Source organism: Rheinheimera muenzenbergensis (assembly GCF_036984005.1).
Taxonomy (GTDB): Bacteria; Pseudomonadota; Gammaproteobacteria; order Enterobacterales; family Alteromonadaceae; genus Alishewanella; species Alishewanella muenzenbergensis.
Genome location: NZ_JALAAR010000002.1, coordinates 222,615 through 240,284 on the forward strand (window position 1 = coordinate 222,615; position 17,670 = coordinate 240,284).

At 52.8% G+C, this 17,670-nt stretch carries 18 protein-coding genes; 16 read left to right on the top strand and 2 right to left on the bottom strand.

The window, feature by feature from the left end:
- Nucleotides 1-11 precede the first annotated feature (11 nt).
- The 8 genes from MN202_RS03215 (at nt 12) to MN202_RS03250 (ending at nt 8,802) form a co-directional block, all read left to right on the top strand.
- Nucleotides 12-671: a MotA/TolQ/ExbB proton channel family protein gene (locus MN202_RS03215; RefSeq protein WP_335734647.1), complete on the top strand. Its 660-nt coding sequence runs from the start codon at nt 12-14 to the stop codon at nt 669-671.
- Complete coding sequence (locus MN202_RS03220; RefSeq protein ID WP_335734648.1) at nt 655-1,173, top strand: biopolymer transporter ExbD; 519 nt, start codon at nt 655-657, stop codon at nt 1,171-1,173. The genes MN202_RS03215 and MN202_RS03220 overlap by 17 nt, the downstream gene beginning before the upstream one ends.
- The gene (locus MN202_RS03225) at nt 1,170-1,700 is read left to right on the top strand and encodes an ExbD/TolR family protein (protein ID WP_335734649.1); all 531 of its coding nucleotides are present in this window, start codon (nt 1,170-1,172) and stop codon (nt 1,698-1,700) included. Before MN202_RS03220 ends, MN202_RS03225 begins: the two co-directional genes overlap by 4 nt.
- Nucleotides 1,697-2,647 carry an AgmX/PglI C-terminal domain-containing protein gene (locus MN202_RS03230; RefSeq protein WP_335734650.1) on the top strand — a complete coding sequence of 317 codons (951 nt, stop codon included), beginning with the start codon at nt 1,697-1,699 and terminating at the stop codon, nt 2,645-2,647. Before MN202_RS03225 ends, MN202_RS03230 begins: the two co-directional genes overlap by 4 nt.
- A 17-nt stretch (nt 2,648-2,664) precedes the next feature.
- A complete protein-coding gene (locus MN202_RS03235) occupies nt 2,665-3,873 on the top strand; it encodes a hypothetical protein (RefSeq protein WP_335734651.1) in 1,209 nt (402 codons plus the stop codon).
- On the top strand, nt 3,873-6,302 hold the full coding sequence (locus MN202_RS03240) for a LamG domain-containing protein (RefSeq protein WP_335734652.1): 2,430 nt from the start codon (nt 3,873-3,875) through the stop codon (nt 6,300-6,302). Before MN202_RS03235 ends, MN202_RS03240 begins: the two co-directional genes overlap by 1 nt.
- 10 nt (nt 6,303-6,312) lie before the next feature.
- On the top strand, nt 6,313-7,890 hold the full coding sequence (locus MN202_RS03245) for a hypothetical protein (RefSeq protein ID WP_335734653.1): 1,578 nt from the start codon (nt 6,313-6,315) through the stop codon (nt 7,888-7,890).
- Nucleotides 7,891-8,001: 111 nt separating this feature from the next.
- On the top strand, nt 8,002-8,802 hold the full coding sequence (locus tag MN202_RS03250; protein ID WP_335734654.1) for a substrate-binding periplasmic protein: 801 nt from the start codon (nt 8,002-8,004) through the stop codon (nt 8,800-8,802).
- Between the two features lie 5 nt (nt 8,803-8,807).
- Here MN202_RS03250 and MN202_RS03255 read toward each other — a convergent pair whose 3' ends face one another.
- Together MN202_RS03255 and MN202_RS03260 are read right to left on the bottom strand one after the other, a co-directional pair.
- A complete protein-coding gene (locus MN202_RS03255) occupies nt 8,808-9,527 on the bottom strand; it encodes a substrate-binding periplasmic protein (RefSeq protein WP_335734655.1) in 720 nt (239 codons plus the stop codon).
- Nucleotides 9,528-9,703: 176 nt separating this feature from the next.
- Entirely contained in the window at nt 9,704-10,675 is a 972-nt protein-coding gene (locus MN202_RS03260) for an FAD:protein FMN transferase (RefSeq protein WP_335734656.1), read from the bottom strand.
- 359 nt (nt 10,676-11,034) lie between these two features.
- On the opposite strand from MN202_RS03260, the gene MN202_RS03265 reads away from it, so the two are divergent.
- From MN202_RS03265 to vgrG, 8 genes are read left to right on the top strand one after another with little or no spacing between them, the layout of a single operon-like run.
- Nucleotides 11,035-11,616: a Pvc16 family protein gene (locus MN202_RS03265; protein WP_335734657.1), complete on the top strand. Its 582-nt coding sequence runs from the start codon at nt 11,035-11,037 to the stop codon at nt 11,614-11,616.
- Nucleotides 11,613-12,473: a hypothetical protein gene (locus MN202_RS03270; RefSeq protein WP_335734658.1), complete on the top strand. Its 861-nt coding sequence runs from the start codon at nt 11,613-11,615 to the stop codon at nt 12,471-12,473. Before MN202_RS03265 ends, MN202_RS03270 begins: the two co-directional genes overlap by 4 nt.
- 17 nt (nt 12,474-12,490) lie before the next feature.
- Nucleotides 12,491-14,050 carry a phage tail sheath family protein gene (locus tag MN202_RS03275; protein WP_335734659.1) on the top strand — a complete coding sequence of 520 codons (1,560 nt, stop codon included), beginning with the start codon at nt 12,491-12,493 and terminating at the stop codon, nt 14,048-14,050.
- A gap of 38 nt (nt 14,051-14,088) precedes the next feature.
- Nucleotides 14,089-14,547: a phage tail protein gene (locus tag MN202_RS03280; protein ID WP_068229268.1), complete on the top strand. Its 459-nt coding sequence runs from the start codon at nt 14,089-14,091 to the stop codon at nt 14,545-14,547.
- A 13-nt stretch (nt 14,548-14,560) separates the two neighbouring features.
- Nucleotides 14,561-15,019, top strand: a complete 459-nt coding sequence (locus tag MN202_RS03285; protein WP_335734660.1) for a phage tail protein — start codon at nt 14,561-14,563, stop codon at nt 15,017-15,019.
- 4 nt (nt 15,020-15,023) lie between these two features.
- Nucleotides 15,024-15,197 carry a hypothetical protein gene (locus tag MN202_RS03290; RefSeq protein ID WP_335734661.1) on the top strand — a complete coding sequence of 58 codons (174 nt, stop codon included), beginning with the start codon at nt 15,024-15,026 and terminating at the stop codon, nt 15,195-15,197.
- Complete coding sequence (locus MN202_RS03295; protein WP_335734662.1) at nt 15,197-15,874, top strand: LysM peptidoglycan-binding domain-containing protein; 678 nt, start codon at nt 15,197-15,199, stop codon at nt 15,872-15,874. The genes MN202_RS03290 and MN202_RS03295 overlap by 1 nt, the downstream gene beginning before the upstream one ends.
- Before the next feature lie 2 nt (nt 15,875-15,876).
- Nucleotides 15,877-17,664, top strand: coding sequence for a type VI secretion system tip protein VgrG (gene vgrG / locus MN202_RS03300; RefSeq protein ID WP_335734663.1), 1,788 nt, complete (start codon nt 15,877-15,879; stop codon nt 17,662-17,664).
- The last annotated feature ends 6 nt before the right edge of the window (nt 17,665-17,670 follow it).

Here is a 17,670-nt window from a genome sequence, read left to right on the forward strand (position 1 = left end):
GGACATATTTGATGGATTTTTTTCACGGCACAATCCGGTTTTTACAGGAAGGCGGTGCCTTTATGTATCCGATCGCTTTTATTCTGCTGTTGGGCATTGTGATTGCCGTCGAACGTTGGTGGTTTTTGCGCTCGGTTTACGCTGTCAATCAACGCGCTTTTCGCCAGGTGCAAACTGCGGTAACCCAGGCTGATACGCCGCGTATTACCGAGCTGGCAGCCAGCAGTGCGGCGCCGTTGTTGGCGATGCTGGCCAGCGGGGTAAACCGGCTGCAATTGTCGCAGCGGCGCGAAGATATGGAATACGCCATGGAAGAGGTGGTGCTGGAATACAGCCTGCGCCTGCAAAAGCGCACGCCGTTTTTAGCCACGCTGGCTAATGTCGCCACCTTATTGGGCCTGCTGGGTACCATAATGGGGTTAATTGCTGCGTTTTCTGCGGTAGCCAATGCCGATCCGTCGGAAAAAGCCAGCTTGTTATCATCCAGTATTTCGGTAGCAATGAACACCACGGCCTTTGGTTTGATTACGGCGATACCGCTGGTGTTTGTTCATTCACTGCTGCAGGGTAAAACCGCCAGTATTATCGACACCATGGAAATGGTCGGCATTAAGCTGATGAACAGCCTGGCAAAAAAAGCAGAAGGTGGCGCGGATGTTCAGAAGGCGTAAAGCTGCCATAGCCGATGCAGAGCTTGATATCACGTCCTTTATGAACCTGATGATCGTGCTGGTGCCGGTATTGCTGCTCAGCCTGGTGTTCACCCAGATCCGGGTGTTGCATATTCAGTTGCCGCCGCTTAGCGAGCAACAATTGCAGCAGGAGCAACAGCAGCCACAACAACTGGAGCTGGAAATTCACGCTGACCGGCTGCGGCTGAATTACCCGGCCGGTGAACCGTTGCGGGTATTTGAGCTTACCGAGCAGGGCCAGCATGATTTTGCTGCACTAAGCCTGTATTTGCAGGATTTAAAACTGATTTTGCAGCAAAAGCAGATTGAAAAGCAGGATATCAGCATACTGGCGCCGGATGATCTGGACTACCAGACGCTGATCACGGCAATGGACACCGTCCGCTCGTTTAAAGCTGTGGTGGCGGCCCAGCTGGTGGATGCTGAATTGTTTCCGCAAATTGCGTTAGGCCAGTTACCGCAGGCGGAGGACGCACCATGAAGATGTCATTTCGTGCAAAACGCCTGGCGCGGCAAAACCAGCGGCTGGCGCAGGCCAGTAAGTTAAATCTGGTGGCGTTGATGGATATTTTTACCATTCTGGTATTTTTCCTGATGGTTAACCAATCCGAAGTTAAGGTGTTGCAAAGTAATAAGGATATCAGCCTGCCGCGTTCGGTGTCAGAGCAGTTGCCGACCGAACAGGTGATGCTGACGATCACCGCTAACGGCATTTTAGTTCAGGGCAAACCGGTATGGCAGGGTGACTGGCAACAGGATGTCAGCGTCTGGCAACCGGAGTTGGCCACTGCCTTAACGGCTGAGCTGAACTATCTTTCGGCACGCGCCGCGCCGTTAACTGAAGCGCAGCAGCCAACCGGCCGGGCCCTGACCTTGCTCGGCGATGCGGCGACACCTTATCTGGTGTTACGTCAACTGATGGCAATTTGCGCCGCTACCGAATACCGGGACTTGTCGCTGGCGGTAGAGCTGACAGCCGCTGCGACAGCGCAGACGGAGGCGCCATGAGCAGTGTGAGTAGCGCTATGACACCGCAGTTCAATCAGACGCTGCAGCTGGCCGGCGAAGATAAAACCTTTTACCGTCTGCTGCTGGCGGGCCTGGTGATATGGCTGCTGGTGTCGGTTGTGGTGCCGGCGATTACGGTGCCCGAGCGTAGCCGGCAGCTACAGGAGCAGTTACCGCCGCAGCTGGCGCGGGTGTTGCTTGAAGAGCGCAAAGCGCCACCACCGCCAGAGCCTGAGCCGCAGCCTGAACAAATTATCGAGCCGCCTAAACCAGAACCGAAACCGGTAGAAGCGACGCCAGAACAGGTAAAACCGGATCCGCAACTGGCACGCCAGCAAGCCGAGCAGGCCGGATTGATGGCAATGCGCGACGACTTAGCTGCCTTGCGACAAAGTTTTCAGCTTAACAATACTGCACCGCAGGTAAAAAGCAGCGGAGAGCAACAGGCTACCCAGGTCGAACGCACTTTGCTGCGCAATGAAGCCGCCAAAACCTTTGCCACGGCCGAAGCGGCTGCGGTAGCCGGTGATATAGTCCGCTCTGAACTGGCCGACACCGGCTCGACGGCGCTGGCCGAAACGGTTCTGCAAGGCTTGTCGGCAACCGGTCGCAAAGATGCCCAGCCGCGCAGCAATAACAGCAGCAGTAGTGGCGGCCAGGGCCGGTCTGAAGCGGAAATCCGCCGGGTGTTGGAGGCCAATAAAAGTAGCCTCTATACCTTGTACAGCCGGGCACTGCGCGCCAATCCGCTGCTAAAAGGCAAGGTAGTGTTTGAACTGGTAATTAACCCGGATGGCAGCCTGGCCGACGTCAGTATAGTGCGCAGCGAGTTAAACGACAGCAAACTGGAGCGGCAACTAACGCTGCGCCTGCGAGGGGTAAATTTTGGCGCGGCCCAGGTAGCGCTAACCCGTTCAACCTGGACAGTTGAGTTCTTACCGGGCTAATCCGGAGGTAAATAACGATGCGTACTATGATAAGAACTATGTTAACAGCGGGCTGCTTTATGCTGGCGCTGTTGCTACACAACAGCCCGGCAATGGCGGGCTCGTTAGAACAAGCCCGGCGGCTGCATGACAGATTAGCCGGGGTACCCGCTGATGCGACGACATTAAGCCAGATGCAGGCATTGCTGGAAAACGGCAATGGCAGTGCTGCGGCCGGGCTGGCGATGCAGCATCCGGACTTTTACCGTACCACATTAAAGTTGTTTGCCACCGCTGCGACTAACCGCGATCAGGATGTGTTTGAGCCGCTGAATGACTATGTCGCAACCGTAATTGGCTTAGTGCGCGATGAGGTCGATTACCGCCAGCTGTTGCAAACCGATATCTTATATATTGGCGCTGACAGTTTAGGGTTGCCGCCTTATCAGAGTGACAGCAATGCGCACTATCTGGCGCTGGAGCAGCAGGCGGTTGATTTGGCCCAGTATCTGCAGCCCAGGGCACAAAGTACACTAAATGGAATACCGGCCGATGCAGCTGCCGGGGTCATGACCAGCCGCGCGGCGGCTAAAGCATTTTTTTACCTCGGTACTAACCGTGCCATGTTCCGTTTTACCCTGATGAGCCAGTTGTGTACGGATTTAGAGCCGCTGCAGGATATCAGCCGGCCAACCGATCGGATCCGCCAGGATGTCAGCCGCAGCCCGGGCGGCGATAGCCGTATTTTTAATAACCGTTGTGTTGGTTGTCATGCCGGTATGGACCCACTGGCGCAGGCTTTTGCATACTACGACTACCAGTTTACCGATGAAGACGGCAGTAATGGCCGTATTTTTTATCAGGCACCGGGCACGTTAAACAGCCAGACACAAAGCCGGGTGCAGCCGAAGTATCATATTAATGCCGGCACCTTCCCGTACGGTTTTAGTACCCCGGATGACAGCTGGCAAAATTACTGGCGTGAAGGCCAGAACCAGTCACTGGGCTGGGACAACACTTTACCAGGCCAGGGTAGTGGTGCCAAAAGTCTGGGCCAGGAGCTGGCGCATACCGAAGCCTTTGCCCAGTGTCAGGTTAAAAAAGCGTTTCGTACCGTCTGTTTACGCGAGCCGCAAAGCCTCAGTGATGTCAATGCGCTGCATAGCATTACCGACAGCTTTAAAGCCGGCGGCTACCGGATGAAGCAGGTATTCGCCGACACGGCGTTATATTGTATGGGAGACTGATGATGAAATACTATGCCATACCCATACTAGTATGCAGCGTGTTGCTTGGCGGCTGTGGTGGCGCTGAAGTGGAGCAGAACCCGCCGCCGCCGGTGCAGGAAGACAATACTAATTACACCGGCCCTGCACCACAAACCGATGATATTCAGTTATTTAAGCTGACAATGTGGGACAATGTTGCGCTGAGTAGCCGTTGTGGTGCCTGTCATGTGCAGGGCAACACAGCCCCATTTTTTGCCCGCAATGACGATATTAACCAGGCTTATGCTGCGGTTACGCCACTGGTGAACCTGGCCGATCCGGCGCAGTCTTTACTGGTGACTAAAGTCGGTGGCGGCCACAACTGTTGGCTGGCCAGCGATACGGCCTGTGCCGATACCTTAACGCAGTGGCTGCGTAACTGGGCCAATAGCAGCGACACTGAAGCCGCTGCGGTAACGCTGGTGGCGCCGCCGGTGCGTGAGCCGGGTGCCAGCAAAGCGTTACCGGCAGAGCCGGCACTGTTTAGCAGTACGGTTTACCCGTTATTGCGGCAATACTGTGTTAATTGCCATGCGCCCGATGCTGCACAAGCGCAAGCGCCGTTTTTTGCTGATGCCAATCTGGCTGCCGCCTACGAGGCCAGCCGCAAGCTGATTAATCTGGATACACCTGAGCTGTCGCGTTTTGTTGCCCGCTTAGGAGGTGAGTTTCATAACTGTTGGTCCGATTGCACAGCTAATGCTGCTGACATGCTAAGCGCGATTACACAAATTGCTGCCAGCGTTGAGCTAACCGCTATCGATCCGGCGCTTGTTGTCTCCAAAGCATTGCGGCTGGATGACGGTGTGGTCGCCTCCAGTGGCGGCCGTTTTGAAGCCAGCCAGATTGCCTTTTACCAGTTTAAAACCGGGGAAGGTGCTATTGCTTATGATACCTCAGGCGTTGAACCAGCGGCTAACTTAAGCCTGCAGGGCGATATTAACTGGATAACAGGTTGGGGCTTGCAGATAAACTCTGGTCGGGCCCAGGCCAGCACCCAAAACAGCCGTAAGCTGGCGCAGCTTATTTCTGCTACCGGCGAGCTTAGTATCGAGGCCTGGCTGGTACCGGCCAATGTTACCCAGGAGGGGCCGGCGGCCATTGTCAGTTATGCCGGCAGCAATACCGAGCGCAATCTGACGCTGGGCCAAAGCCAGTACAACTATGATTTTTTACTGCGCTCTGACAGTAGTGATTTTGCCGGTATACCGGCGCTTAGCACCGCAGACGCCGACGAAGTGCTGCAGGCCACGTTACAGCATGTGGTGCTGACACAGGATCCGGTAAATGGCCGGCGAATTTATGTTAACGGCCAGGACACCGGTGTGCGCGATACGGCCGCCGCCATTCGTAACTGGGATGATACTTATGCGCTGATCCTTGGTAACGAAGCCAATGGTAACCGGCAGTGGCAGGGCAGCATCAGACTGTTGGCCATTCACAATAAGGCATTAACAGCAGCTCAAATTCAGCAAAATTATGATGTCGGGGTAGGGCAAAAGTTCTATCTGCTGTTTGGCATTGGCGATTTAATTGATGTTGCAGACACCTATATCGTATTTGAGGTGGCCCAGTTTGACAGCTACTCCTATTTATTTAATGCGCCCTATCTGGTTAACCTCGAAGGCCGCAGTTTAACCGACGAGCTGCAGATCCGTGGTATGGCGCTGGGGTTAAACGGCAAAGAAGTGGTAACCGGTCAGGCCTGGCTGAAGCAACAATTTACGCTGGCCGGTGGCACTACATTGGCCGCGGGCCAGCCGCTATCGGCACTGGGCACTATAATTGCTGCCGAGCAGGGCATTGCCAGCGATGAGTTTTTTCTGTCGTTTGCCCGTATTGGCAGCCGGGAAAATGTCCGTACTACGACAACAGCACCGCTGCAGCAAATTATTGCCGTGACGCAGCCAAACAGCGATATAGGCCTTAGAACCTTTGCCGAAATTCATGCCAGTATGAGTGCACTAACCGGTGTCGGACAGCAGCACAGCGGCGTGGCAGAGGTATACCAAACCATTCAGCGCCAGTTACCCTCGGCAGATAGCATTGATACCTTTGTTTCAGCACAGCAAATGGCAATTACCCAGCTGGGTATTGCCTATTGCAATGCCGCTATAAATGACAGTGCCATCCGTCAAAGCTGGTTTGCGCAGGTGGATTTTTCTGCCGCACCGGCGACAGTGTACAGCGAGGCTAACCGGGCATTATTTGTTGAGCCGTTACTGGATCGCTTAATGCCGTTGGCAGTGCAAACGTCGGCAGATCGCACTGAGGTGACAGCCGAGCTCGACGCACTGATCAACCGGTTAAGTAACTGCAGCACCAGCTGCAGCAGTGATCGCAGTCAAACCATTGCCAAAGCGGCCTGTACTGCGGTACTGGCCAGTGCAGAACTGTTGCTGCAGTAGGAGAAATAACATGAAACGTAAAGCAAGCTTACAGCCAGACAGTCCGTTGTTGCACGCCTGCCATAGTAAGCCGGTGAGCCGGCGCGACTTTATTGCCTGCGGCATGAGCTTTGGCGCAGCGGTACTCACCAGTGGCTCAGTATTGAGTTTGTTTGCTAACCCGGGTAAAGCCTATGCTGATTTATCACCCGATCTGGAAGCGCTAAAACAGCAATGTGGTATTAATGTGCAGGGCGCCGGTAAAATTCCGTTTATCTGTTTTGATCTGGCCGGTGGTGCCAATATTGCCGGTTCTAATGTGTTGGTGGGCGGCGCCGGTGGTCAGCTGGATTTTCTATCGGTTCAAGGTTACAGCAAATTAGGCTTGCCGGCCGATATGGTGCCGCAGGCGGTAAACAGCGCTGATCCGGCGGCGGGCTTTGTTAACAGCCAGCTGGGGTTAGCTTTTCATAGCGACTCGCAAATGCTGGCCGGCATTTTAGAGCGCACCAGTATGGCCACTCAGGCCATGACCAATGGCGCTGTGCTGCCGTCGCGCTCGGAAAACGATACCGGCAATAACCCGCACAACCCTATGTATGCTATCGCCAAAGCCGGTGCCAGCGGATCGCTGATGCCGCTGATAGGTTCGCGCAATTCTGACTCGGGAGCTAACTCTATGGCACCGATCGAGTTTTATAATCCCGAGCTTCGGCCAACCAAAATAGACCGGCCCAGTGATGTCACCGGCCTGGTAGATGTCGGCGACTTGTTTGGTTTGCTCAACCAAAGCGATGCGGTGGCGGTAATGGAGTCGGTACAGCGCATCAGCGACAGTAAACTGGCTAAGGTTAATACCACTATCAGCCGTGATGCGGTGATTAAAGATCTGCTGCGCTGTGGTTATGTGAAAAGTGCCGATCTGGCCGATCGCTTCGGCAATCCGGCGACGCTGGACCCGGCCGCCGATACAGATATCGTTGGCCCTGCCGGTATTTTCAGCGCGGAAGAATTTAATAGCGACGCTGAGTTTCGCAAAACCGCCTCGGTAATGAAGCTGGTGGTTAACGGCTTTGCCGGTGCCGGCTCTGTTACCCTTGGCGGTTACGACTACCATACCGGTGAGCGCGGTACCGGCGAGCTACGCGATTTGCGGGCTGGCCGCTGCATCGGCGCCTGTCTGGAATATGCAGCCCGGATGAATCAGCCGCTTATGCTGTATGTATACAGTGATGGCTCGGTGGCCAGTAATGGCCGTATAGATGAGTCTGAGCTGGGCCGTGGCAAAGGCGAGTGGACCGGCGATAACTCCTCAACAGCGGCGTCATTTATACTGGTATACAGCCCGACAGGCAGGCCGTCTTTATTAGGTGGCAGCGCCAGTGAACAAGCCCGGCACCAGCAAATTGGCTTTATGCGGGCCGATGCGTCCGTTGAAACCGGCTCGTCGGTAGCGGCCAATAACGTGAATTTGCTGGTACAAACGGTCTTAGTAAATTACCTGGCGCTGCATGGCGAACAAGGCCGTCTGGCGGAAGTGGCGCCCTTTCATGGCCTGGGCAATGCAGCCAGTGTCGATAGGCTTACTGCTTTTGCGCCTATTATCTGACGGCGTGTGGTTAAATAACGGCCGGCAACAGAATATTTGTGCTTGTGACAGGCAAATTTGCTGCCGGCTGTATATAGTTGATCCAGCATTGCCAGACAGGTACAAGCCATTATGAAACTGCTGTTCGCGTTAGTCTTAGCTGTTAGCCTGCCGGCACAAGCCGTGGCCTGCAACTGGCGTATGGGTATTGAAACCAGCTTTGCGCCTTATATTATGCAGCAAGATGATAGCTGGCGGGGCCTGAACGTTGATTTACTCGCCCGGCTGGCACAGCAGCTTGGCTGCTCGCTGGAGTTTATTCACAGCCCCTGGCTGCGCTCGTTAAAGCTGATTGAACAAGGTGAGTTAGATGTACTCAGCCACCTGAGTTATAACCAGGAGCGTAGCAGCCATTTTGCCTTTATCGGCCCGCATCAGCTGGAAATTATCTACTTGGTTGGCGTGCCGCAGGCGTTCAGCGGCCTGACGGATACCAGTCAGCTCAGGCAAAAAGGCACCTCCGGTATTATTGCGTTACTAAACGGTGCCTACTATGGCGATGAGCTGGCTAGCATTTTAGATGACGCGAAAAACCGCACCCGTTTTGTTTTTATCCGCGGTAACGAAGATAAACAGGCGCTACTACTGAATGGCCGGGTACATGGTGTGCTGGAAGACATTACCGCTTACCACTATTGGAAAACCCGCAGTGAATTACCGACAGCCGGTTACCTGCCGTTATTTGAGGTACACCGTAGCACGGTATATTTTGGTTTTAGCCGCGCCAGCTTCAACGCCGAGCAATTACAGCAAATAGCCGACGCCTGGCAAAGTTTGTATGATGACGGCAGTCTGGCGTCTATTGTTAGCCGCTACCAGCTGGAAGAATTTCGTATTAGTTTACCTGAGCCAGCACCGTTATTAACGCGCTAAGAGCGCTACAGTTTCGGCGCCGGGGTAAGCTTGTCAGCATTGATTATCTGATACTTCTGATATATCGGCGTCAGCTCGCCTTCATCATATAACTGCTGCCAGGCATTAACCAACTGATTGAGCTGCTGTGCTGACAATGAGGCTTTGCTAAAACCAAAATATACAGGACTTTCAAACACTTTCAGCAGTGGCTCGTACTTAGCTGCCTGCGGATACTGGTGTTGCTGCCAGTAGCGCAGTACGGAAATATCTTCCAGTATGGCATTTACCCTATGCGCCCTAAGCAGCGCCAGTTTATCCTGAATGCTGCTGATGATAACTAACTGGCGGGCAAAGTTAGGCGCCTGCATCAGCCGGGAAAACTCTTCGCCATAGTAGGCGCCATGTAAGGTGGCAATGCGGCCCAGATCAATGTTTTCACTAAGCTCGGTTAATTCATGCAGTTGCGGCAGGCTTTGCGCTTCGCCAATCAGATAAATGGCTTCAATATGATGCGGGCCGATAAAAGCAAAATGCTGCTGACGTTGCGGATTAAATGACAGATGGCTAAGCACATCCAGCTCGCCGGCTTCACTTTGCTGTATTGCCCGCAGCCAGGGGCTGTTAATAAATTCGAGCTGACAGCCTACTTTAGCCGCCAGCTTTTGCATCAGTTCAACACTGAGGCCGGTCCAATGCTGGTCTTGCTTAATCAGATGGGGTGGAAAGTCTGTTTCTGCTGACATACGCAGCTTACAGGGCGCAGCTGGCTCGGCCTGCAGAGCGGCTGCCATTAACAACAGCAATATCAGACAACAACGCCAGTGCATAGAAGTGCTATTTACCCGAACTGAATTACCTTACACAGAATTTACTGCAAAGTTAGGCCCTTGCCCAGTGTTTTTATTGGCGCTTAGTCAGGCTATTGTGCCAGGCCACTGGAAAAATGCAGTGTATGGTCGGCACTGATAAAAATGGCTTCGTAATCAGGTATTTGTTCTATCAGTTGCATACCCTGTTGCAAGCCCAGCACAAACAGCGTTGTCGTCAGGGCATCCGTGCGGCCGGTGTCGGCACCGATGACACTGACACTCATTAAACCGGTAGTGCTTTGGCCCGTTTTCGGGTCGAGAATGTGGTGGTAGCGCACCCCTTCTTCAATAAAGTAGCGCTCGTAGTCACCTGAAGTGCTAATGGCGGTATCTTGCAGTGGCAGGGTAGCGGCATATTTTGCATCCTGGCGTGGGTGCCTGATGCCAACCAGCCAGGGCTTACCGCGTTTATCGCCAAGCAAACGGCTGTCACCGCCAGCAGTAAGCTGGGCGTGTTTAATATCTGCCGCCGCAATAATTTTCATGGCTCGCTCTACGGCATAACCTTTGGCAATACCACCTAAATCAATCTTGACGCCAGGTTGGGCAAAGCGCACTTTATTATCGCTAAGCAGTTGTACACTCTGATAATTGACATACTGACGTTGTTGCAACAATTGGCTGCGATCTGGTTTTTTACCGGCGCGGTAATCGTAGTAAAAACCCACCGAGGCGAAAGTAATATCAAAGGCACCATTGCTCAGCTCTGACACCTGCCGCGCCTGGCGCAACAGCTGATACAGCTCGTCGGATACCTGCACTGCTGAGTTGGCGGCTTCGCGGTTTAAGATGCTCAGTTCACTGCTGCTAATGTAAGGGCTCATTAACTGATTTATGCGCTCAAATTCGGCCTGAACCTGGGTAATGATCTCAGCTGCATTGGCGTCCGGGCTCCAAAATTCAATATACGCCTGGGTGCCGAGGGTGTGAAAGGCCTGGCGATGCCACTGTGCTGTCGCCGTCTGGGCAAATAGCACTAATGCCAGATACAGGCTAATGCGGCCGAAAGCAAAAAAACGCATAACAGGATCTCTGTAAAAAAACTGCTGCCATTGTTACAGAGCTGACAACTTAACTCAATGCCAGCCGTGCTAACACAACAGCCTGGCTTGTGGTTTTCGCTCCAGTCGATTTTCAGATGATAAATTTGCGATATGTTTGCATTGTCCTGCGCAGCCACTATCTTTAAGTGCGTTAAGTACCCTGCTTGTATAAATAACTGCCGTTCGAGTGTCGTTATTTGCTTTTACCGCCGTTGCAGATCAAGGCCAGCGCGACAGCCTGTTAGTGCTGCTGCGTTGCCAGTCGTAAAGTAATTCAGGATGTATCGGTCACAGCCATGAAGGCTGTGTGGTGTACGTTTGGCTGGAAGAAGAGCAATATGATAGCGAAGACGTTGACGCAACTGGCGGTTCAGCTAAACCGGTTTTTGCGGCAGAATTTTAAGCTAGATGAAGATATCGTGCTGGTGTCGAACTTAAATGAGGCCGACGGCAGCGCCTGCATTCATGCCAATAACAAGCTGGCGCTGTTTTTGGTTGGCATTGAAAAAGAGTCCGCCAGCAGAAACAACCCCAGCCTGCTCGATACCGGCTTTAGCCGCAGTGCCAACAGTGCGCCACCTTTGCATCTGAACTTATATTTAATGTTGGCGGCCAATTTTAACGGTGCCAATTACACTGATGCCTTAACGCTGTTGTCGGCCTGTATCAGCTTTTTTCAGCGTAACCCTCTGTTTAACCGCCAAAACTTGCCTGATTTGGATCAGGCAATTGAACGGCTGACACTGGATTTGGAAAACCTCAGTATTCAGGATGCCAGCAACTTATGGGGCATGCTTAGTGGTAAGTATTTGCCGTCAGTACTGTACAAGGTGCGGATGGTCAGTTTTGACGGTGCCGATATTTACAGTCAAAGCAGCTTGCTGTCAAAACCAATCAGTGAACTGGGCGGCAAAGCATGAGTTATCTGCCGCTGTGCCAGTTTCACTTACAACACAGTTATTTTAGCTCTGGCTATCTGCAACAGGCGCAGCTGCTGCCAAGTGCAACCAGCCAACGGGCGCTGCGTAATGCTCAGCTGCTATTCAAGCCAACAAAACAAGGTGCCATGCTGCTGCTTGATAGCAGCCGGGCCGATATTGCGGCCGCCTGTTGTAAGCCGGCATTAACGCTGTATTTTTTGTTGTATAGCCGTGATGCATTGTTTGGCAGTTACACTGCTGCTGCGCTGCAACCGGGCCAGTTGTGGTACTGCGATAGCCGCAGTGCCGTACAGCAGGACGGGGTGCATCGCCTGCATGCTGGCGCCGAACTGGATAGCGCTGCGCTTATTTTCGCCGATGATGCCAGGCTAAGCGGGCTGGCAGAACTGACACAAGCGCCGCTGCCACAACTGGTGTTGGCCGTTACGCTGCAACACGACGATATCACGGCGCTAGCGGCTGAGCCGGCTAAACATTATCTGATCAAATTTGGCAGCCGGCGCAGCATCTGGCGCTATTACCTGTGTGGCGACAACTTTGCGGTACCGCTGCGTATTCGCGATCTGACACAAGCCGGCTCGCAGGCGGCGACCGCGCAATTTGTACAGCAAGCCGATGTCACTCTGGCTAACGGCCGGCGCGCCAAAGTATTTGATTCTACCGATTTACTGGCCCTGGCACAGCAGAGCCCTTACCGCCTGGCACTGGTAAGCCAGGGTGACAGTAGTGAAAAAGTTTTAATTAAACGGTTGCCGGTAGCGGCAGCCGGGCAATTGGGCACCACAGTAGTAAACGGAGTAAAGCGTAACCTGGCAGAAATATATCTTAACTATTAACCAGAAAGGATCTAATCATGGGGCAGATGAAAACGCCTGGCGTTTATATCGTAGAAAAAAATGCCTTTCCCAATTCGGTAGTGGAAGTTGCAACGGCAGTACCGGCATTTATCGGTTATACCGACAAGGCACTAAATGGCACTAAGTCACTGACTAATCAGCCGATGCGTATCAGCTCGATGTCAGAATTTCACAATTATTTTGGCTTTGCGCCAACGCCGATGTTTGGCCTGGCCGAAGCGACAGCGCCAGCTGACAACACCTTTAGTGTCGCAGGAAAATCCTACCAGCTTAGCCATGACAGCGGTAAAAACCAGTTGTATTACGCCATGATGCTGTTTTATCAAAACGGTGGCGGGCCTTGCTATATCGTCTCGGTTGGCAGCTACAGTGATGATATTGAAGGCGCTAAATTAATGGCCGGTATCGATCAGCTGATTAAAGAGCAGGAACCGACCATGCTGGTGATCCCCGAAGCGGTACTGCTGAAAGAGGACGACTGTATTGCCGTACAGCAGGCCGCGCTGGCGCATTGTGGCGGTAAAATGCGCAACAGGGTTGCTATTTTAGATGTGTGGCAGGGCTATAAACCGCGCCAGCATCCGGAAGGTGATTGCATCGACAACTTCCGCGGCAAATTAGGTATTAACTATCTGGATTTTGCTACCGCTTACTACCCGTGGCTGAACACCAGCATAGTACAGGAGCGCGATCTGAGTTATCAGAATCTGGCACCGGCTGAGCTGTTACAAACGCTACTAAAGCAAGAGCGCAACCTGCCGGATGAGCTGCCAGCGCTGGATGCAAAAGCAACGGCAGCCGATAAAGCGGCGCAGCTGAAACTGCAGCAGCAGCTGGATGCGATTGCCGAGATCAGCGCCGACTGGAGCACACTGGACAGTGCCGAGCGCGTCGCAAAACAAATGTTATTACACAAAAGCCTAAAAGCCATCAGCCCGTTGTACAGCCAGCTGATTAGCCAGATGCGCGCCGTGCTGAACTTACTCCCACCGGCGGCGGCGATGGCGGGTATCTATACCATGGTAGACAACACTAAGGGCGTATGGAAAGCACCGGCCAATGTCAGTTTAAGTGCGGTGGTATCCCCGGCAGTCAATATTACCCACGATGAGCAGGAAGATTTAAACGTCAGCACCCAAGGTAAGTCAGTTAATGCAATTCGTACCTTTATTGGTGAGGGCACTTTGGTGTGGGGCGCCCGCACCCTGGATGGCAACAGCCTGGACTGGCGCTATATCAGTGTGCGGCGCACCATGATTATGCTGGAAGAATCTATCCGGCTTGGTACCAAAGCTTATGTGTTTGAAAACAACACAGCCAGCACCTGGGTCACCATCAAAAGCATGATCCGTAATTTCCTCACCGGCATCTGGAAACGCGGCGGCTTAGCCGGCGCCTCACCGGAAGACGCTTTCAGTGTAAGTGTTGGTCTGGGTGAAACCATGACCTCAGAAGATATTCTCGAAGGCATTTTACGCGTAACGGTATTGGTAGCGCTGATCCGGCCGGCCGAGTTTATTGAAATTACTTTCCAGCAGCAGATGCAGAAGTCCTGATTAACTGACTACGAATAGGCATACAAAGGAGCTAAAAAATGGCTGATGACGGTTCAACTCAATCCACTTCGGTATGGCCGTTACCGAAGTTTTATTTTCAGGTGAAATGGGATTCAGAAGTAATGTCGTTTCAGGAAGTGTCCGGTTTGGATGTTGAGGCACAAATTATTGAATACCGTGCCGGCGACAACCCGGTGTTTTCTGCCACTAAGATGCCGGGGCTGAAAAAGTCCGGCAATGTGACGATGAAAAAAGGCGTGTATAAATCCGACAACAAGTTTTGGGCCTGGTTTAGCCAGATCAAGATGAACACCATCAAACGGCTGCCCATTACCATCAGTTTGCTGGATGAAGCCGGCGGCACCACTATGGTGTGGACGCTAACCAATGCCTGGCCCACCAAGATCACCGGCACTGATCTGAAGTCTGATGGCAATGAGGTGGCGATAGAAACCATCGAAATTGTGCACGAAGGTATCACCATTGATAACCCCTGACAGGTAACGCCGTATGACTGAGCAGGCAGAATATCCGCTACCGGCGTTTTACTTTAGGGTGAAATTTGCTGCCAGCGGTGATAGCGCCGACACCGCCTTTCAGGAGGTGTCCGGCATCGGCGTGCAAATCGATACCGAAGACGTAGTAGAAGGGGGGGAAAACCGCTTTGTGCACCGGTTGCCCAAAGCGGTAAAACACAGCAATCTGGTGTTAAAACGCGGCATCGCCGACCTTAATTCACCGCTGATAAAGTGGTGTCTTAAGGTGTTTGAGCAGGGCCTCGACAGCGCCATTACGCCGATGAGTATCAGCGTGGCGCTGCTTGATAATAAAGGCCAGCCGGCGCGCAGCTGGGACTTTGTCAATGCCTGGCCGGTCAGTTGGCAGGTAGAGGCCTTTAATGCCAGTAAAAATGAAGTGGCGATAGAGAAACTGGAGTTTAGCTATCAATATCTGAGCCGGGAGAAATAAGCCTATGCCGATAGAAGTCAGCCGACTGATTGTCAAATCTACGCTGCTGGAACCTGAACCCGAGCAGCATCAGCTGCAGGCACTGCAAGCCGAAGTGATACGGCAGTTAAAAGAGGATATTTTGCAGGAATGCCAGCGCTTGGTAGAGCAGGCCCGCTTTGAGCAGAGGCCGCGCTGATGAGTGGCAGCAAAACCCTGCTAAGTATCAGTTGTTGCGATCAAAACGGTCAGCCCAGTGGTGCAGGCCGGTTTCAGGCCATGATCAATCCTGCCAGCCTGAACCACCAGCTGGGTATTAGCTATAACAGCGACAGCAGCACTAACCTGCCAATAGGTAAATCGGCGGTGGAAAGCAAGCTAAGCCAGTACCAGCAGGAAAAACTCAGCTTTGAGCTGGTGCTGGATGGCACCGGCGCAGTACCGCAAGCGGCAGCAACAGAGGTTAGCGAGCAGGTTAAGCAGCTGAAAAACGTCGTGTATCACTATGTCGGCGAGAAGCACGAACCCAGCATAGTTAAGTTGCAATGGGGCCAAAGCTTCAGCTTTATTGGCCGTCTGAGCAGCATGACACTGGATTACACCCTCTTTAAGCCCGGCGGAGACCCGCTTAGGGCAAAAATAAAGCTGAATTTTGGCAGTTATATGTCAAATAAACAGGAGGCATTGAAAGCGGACAGGCAATCGCCGGATTTAACGCATCAATACCATGTTAAAGCCGGTGATACGCTGCCGCTGCTGTGTTACCGCCAGTATAAAGACAGTAGCTACTACCTGGCGGTGGCCGAGTTTAATCAGCTCGACAGTATCAGCATGCTGGTCCCCGGTACCGTACTGTATTTTCCACCTTTGAGGTAACCATGGCCAATTCTCCGCTGCAAGGGGCCGAGGGCCCGGTACGCTTAACCATCAGCAGTGATGGTACAGAGCTGGCTGACAGTATCAGTGTGGTCAGTGTGGAAATTACCAAGGCGTTAAACCGCATCCCATTGGCGGTATTAACCTTTAGCGACGGTGACATGCCGAATAAAGATTTTCCGCTGTCAAACCAAAGCCAGCTGGCACCCGGCGCCAAGCTAGTGGTGAAACTGGGTTATGAAGACGATGAACAGCAGGTCTTTAGCGGCGTTGTGGTAAAGCACAGTTTGACTGTGCGCGGTAATAATCAGGCCGAGCTAGTGGTGGAGTGTCGTGATCCGCTGTTTGCCGCTACGCTGGCGCGCAATAACGCCAACTTTGTCGACATGACCGACAGTGACATCTGGCAACAGCTGGCGGGCAAATACAGTGTTAGCTGCGACGCTACCGCAACCAGCGAAAGCCATGCCGAGCTGGTGCAATATTACAGCACAGACTGGGATTTTATGCTGTTGCGGGCCGAGGTCAACGGCATGCTGCTGTGCATAGATGACGGTACTTTACATATAGCCCCACCGGATGTCAGTGGCGAGCCGGTGTTAAAAGTAACCTACGGTGACGATTTACTGAGTTTTAATGCCAGTCTTGATGCCAGCCAGCAGTTCAGCTCGGTTAAAGCGGTCAGTTGGGATCCGGCCAGCCAGCAAATACAAAACAGCGAAGCCAGTACAGAAAGCTTAACCGCCCAGGGTAATCTCAATGCCGATACATTGGCCAAAGTGGCTAACCTTGCTGAATGTCGTTTGCAAACAACAGTGCCACTTAGCAACGATAGCTTAACCGGCTGGGCTAAGGCGCAGCAGCTGAAATCTGCGTTGTCGCGTATTCGTGGTGAACTGCGCTGTCAGGGCTCGGCCCTGTTAAAGCCCGGCGTATTGCTGCAGGTTGACGGTGTCGGCGAGCGCTTTAACGGCAAGGTGTTTATCAGCCAGGTGCGTCACAGCGTGAGCCAGGGCGATTGGGTCAGCCAGGTCAGTTTTGGCATGTCGGCGCAGTGGTTTGCTGAAAATAGCGATATCAGCGCGCCGGCGGCTGGCGGCTTGCTACCGGCGGTCAACGGCCTGCAAATTGGCGTGGTACAGAAGCTGGATGCCGATCCGGCCGGTGAATATCGTATTCAGGTAAAAGTACCGTTGTTGGAAGCGCAAACCGAAGGCGTCTGGGCCAGGTTACTCAGCTTTTATGCTTCAAATGGCTTTGGCCAGTATTGCGTACCAGAAATAGCAGATGAGGTGATTTTAGGTTATCTGAATAACGATCCCTGTTACCCGGTGATCCTCGGCAGTGTTTACAGCAGTAAGCAAAAGCCAGCTTATGAGCATGCAGCAGAAAACAATCTTAAAGCCTTTGTCAGTCGCAGCAAGCTGACGTTGGAATATGACGAAGACAAAAAGAAAATCAGCATTTTTACTCCGGCTGGCAATAAAGCTGTACTGGATGACGATAGCAAAACCATCCTGCTGCAAGATCAGCATGGCAATAAAGTCGAGCTGTCCGACAGCGGTATCCTGCTCGATAGCCCAAAAGACATCAGTTTAAACGCCAAAGGCAAAATCAGCCTGCAGGCTGTGGGCAATATAGAGCTTGGCGCCAAAGCCGATTTTACCGCCGAGGCGCTGAATATCAGCCAGCAAGCCAAGGTAGGTTTTACCGCCAAGGGTAATGCCAGTGCTGAGGTGTCGGCCAGCGGCCAGACCACAGTAAAGGGCGCCATGGTAATGATTAATTAGCGATGC

What these genes read in the sequence shown, in the direction of transcription:
- MN202_RS03235 (WP_335734651.1), top strand. Translation starts at nt 2,665, where the DNA reads ATGCGTACTATGATAAGAACTATGTTAACAGCGGGCTGCTTTATGCTG.
- MN202_RS03230 (WP_335734650.1), top strand. Translation starts at nt 1,697, where the DNA reads ATGAGCAGTGTGAGTAGCGCTATGACACCGCAGTTCAATCAGACGCTG.
- MN202_RS03265 (WP_335734657.1), top strand. Translation starts at nt 11,035, where the DNA reads ATGATAGCGAAGACGTTGACGCAACTGGCGGTTCAGCTAAACCGGTTT.
- vgrG (WP_335734663.1), top strand. Translation starts at nt 15,877, where the DNA reads ATGGCCAATTCTCCGCTGCAAGGGGCCGAGGGCCCGGTACGCTTAACC.
- MN202_RS03295 (WP_335734662.1), top strand. Translation starts at nt 15,197, where the DNA reads ATGAGTGGCAGCAAAACCCTGCTAAGTATCAGTTGTTGCGATCAAAAC.
- MN202_RS03275 (WP_335734659.1), top strand. Translation starts at nt 12,491, where the DNA reads ATGGGGCAGATGAAAACGCCTGGCGTTTATATCGTAGAAAAAAATGCC.
- MN202_RS03250 (WP_335734654.1), top strand. Translation starts at nt 8,002, where the DNA reads ATGAAACTGCTGTTCGCGTTAGTCTTAGCTGTTAGCCTGCCGGCACAA.
- MN202_RS03220 (WP_335734648.1), top strand. Translation starts at nt 655, where the DNA reads ATGTTCAGAAGGCGTAAAGCTGCCATAGCCGATGCAGAGCTTGATATC.
- MN202_RS03285 (WP_335734660.1), top strand. Translation starts at nt 14,561, where the DNA reads ATGACTGAGCAGGCAGAATATCCGCTACCGGCGTTTTACTTTAGGGTG.
- MN202_RS03240 (WP_335734652.1), top strand. Translation starts at nt 3,873, where the DNA reads ATGATGAAATACTATGCCATACCCATACTAGTATGCAGCGTGTTGCTT.
- MN202_RS03270 (WP_335734658.1), top strand. Translation starts at nt 11,613, where the DNA reads ATGAGTTATCTGCCGCTGTGCCAGTTTCACTTACAACACAGTTATTTT.
- MN202_RS03280 (WP_068229268.1), top strand. Translation starts at nt 14,089, where the DNA reads ATGGCTGATGACGGTTCAACTCAATCCACTTCGGTATGGCCGTTACCG.
- MN202_RS03245 (WP_335734653.1), top strand. Translation starts at nt 6,313, where the DNA reads ATGAAACGTAAAGCAAGCTTACAGCCAGACAGTCCGTTGTTGCACGCC.
- MN202_RS03255 (WP_335734655.1), bottom strand. Translation starts at nt 9,527, where the DNA reads ATGTCAGCAGAAACAGACTTTCCACCCCATCTGATTAAGCAAGACCAG.
- MN202_RS03225 (WP_335734649.1), top strand. Translation starts at nt 1,170, where the DNA reads ATGAAGATGTCATTTCGTGCAAAACGCCTGGCGCGGCAAAACCAGCGG.
- MN202_RS03260 (WP_335734656.1), bottom strand. Translation starts at nt 10,675, where the DNA reads ATGCGTTTTTTTGCTTTCGGCCGCATTAGCCTGTATCTGGCATTAGTG.
- MN202_RS03215 (WP_335734647.1), top strand. Translation starts at nt 12, where the DNA reads ATGGATTTTTTTCACGGCACAATCCGGTTTTTACAGGAAGGCGGTGCC.
- MN202_RS03290 (WP_335734661.1), top strand. Translation starts at nt 15,024, where the DNA reads ATGCCGATAGAAGTCAGCCGACTGATTGTCAAATCTACGCTGCTGGAA.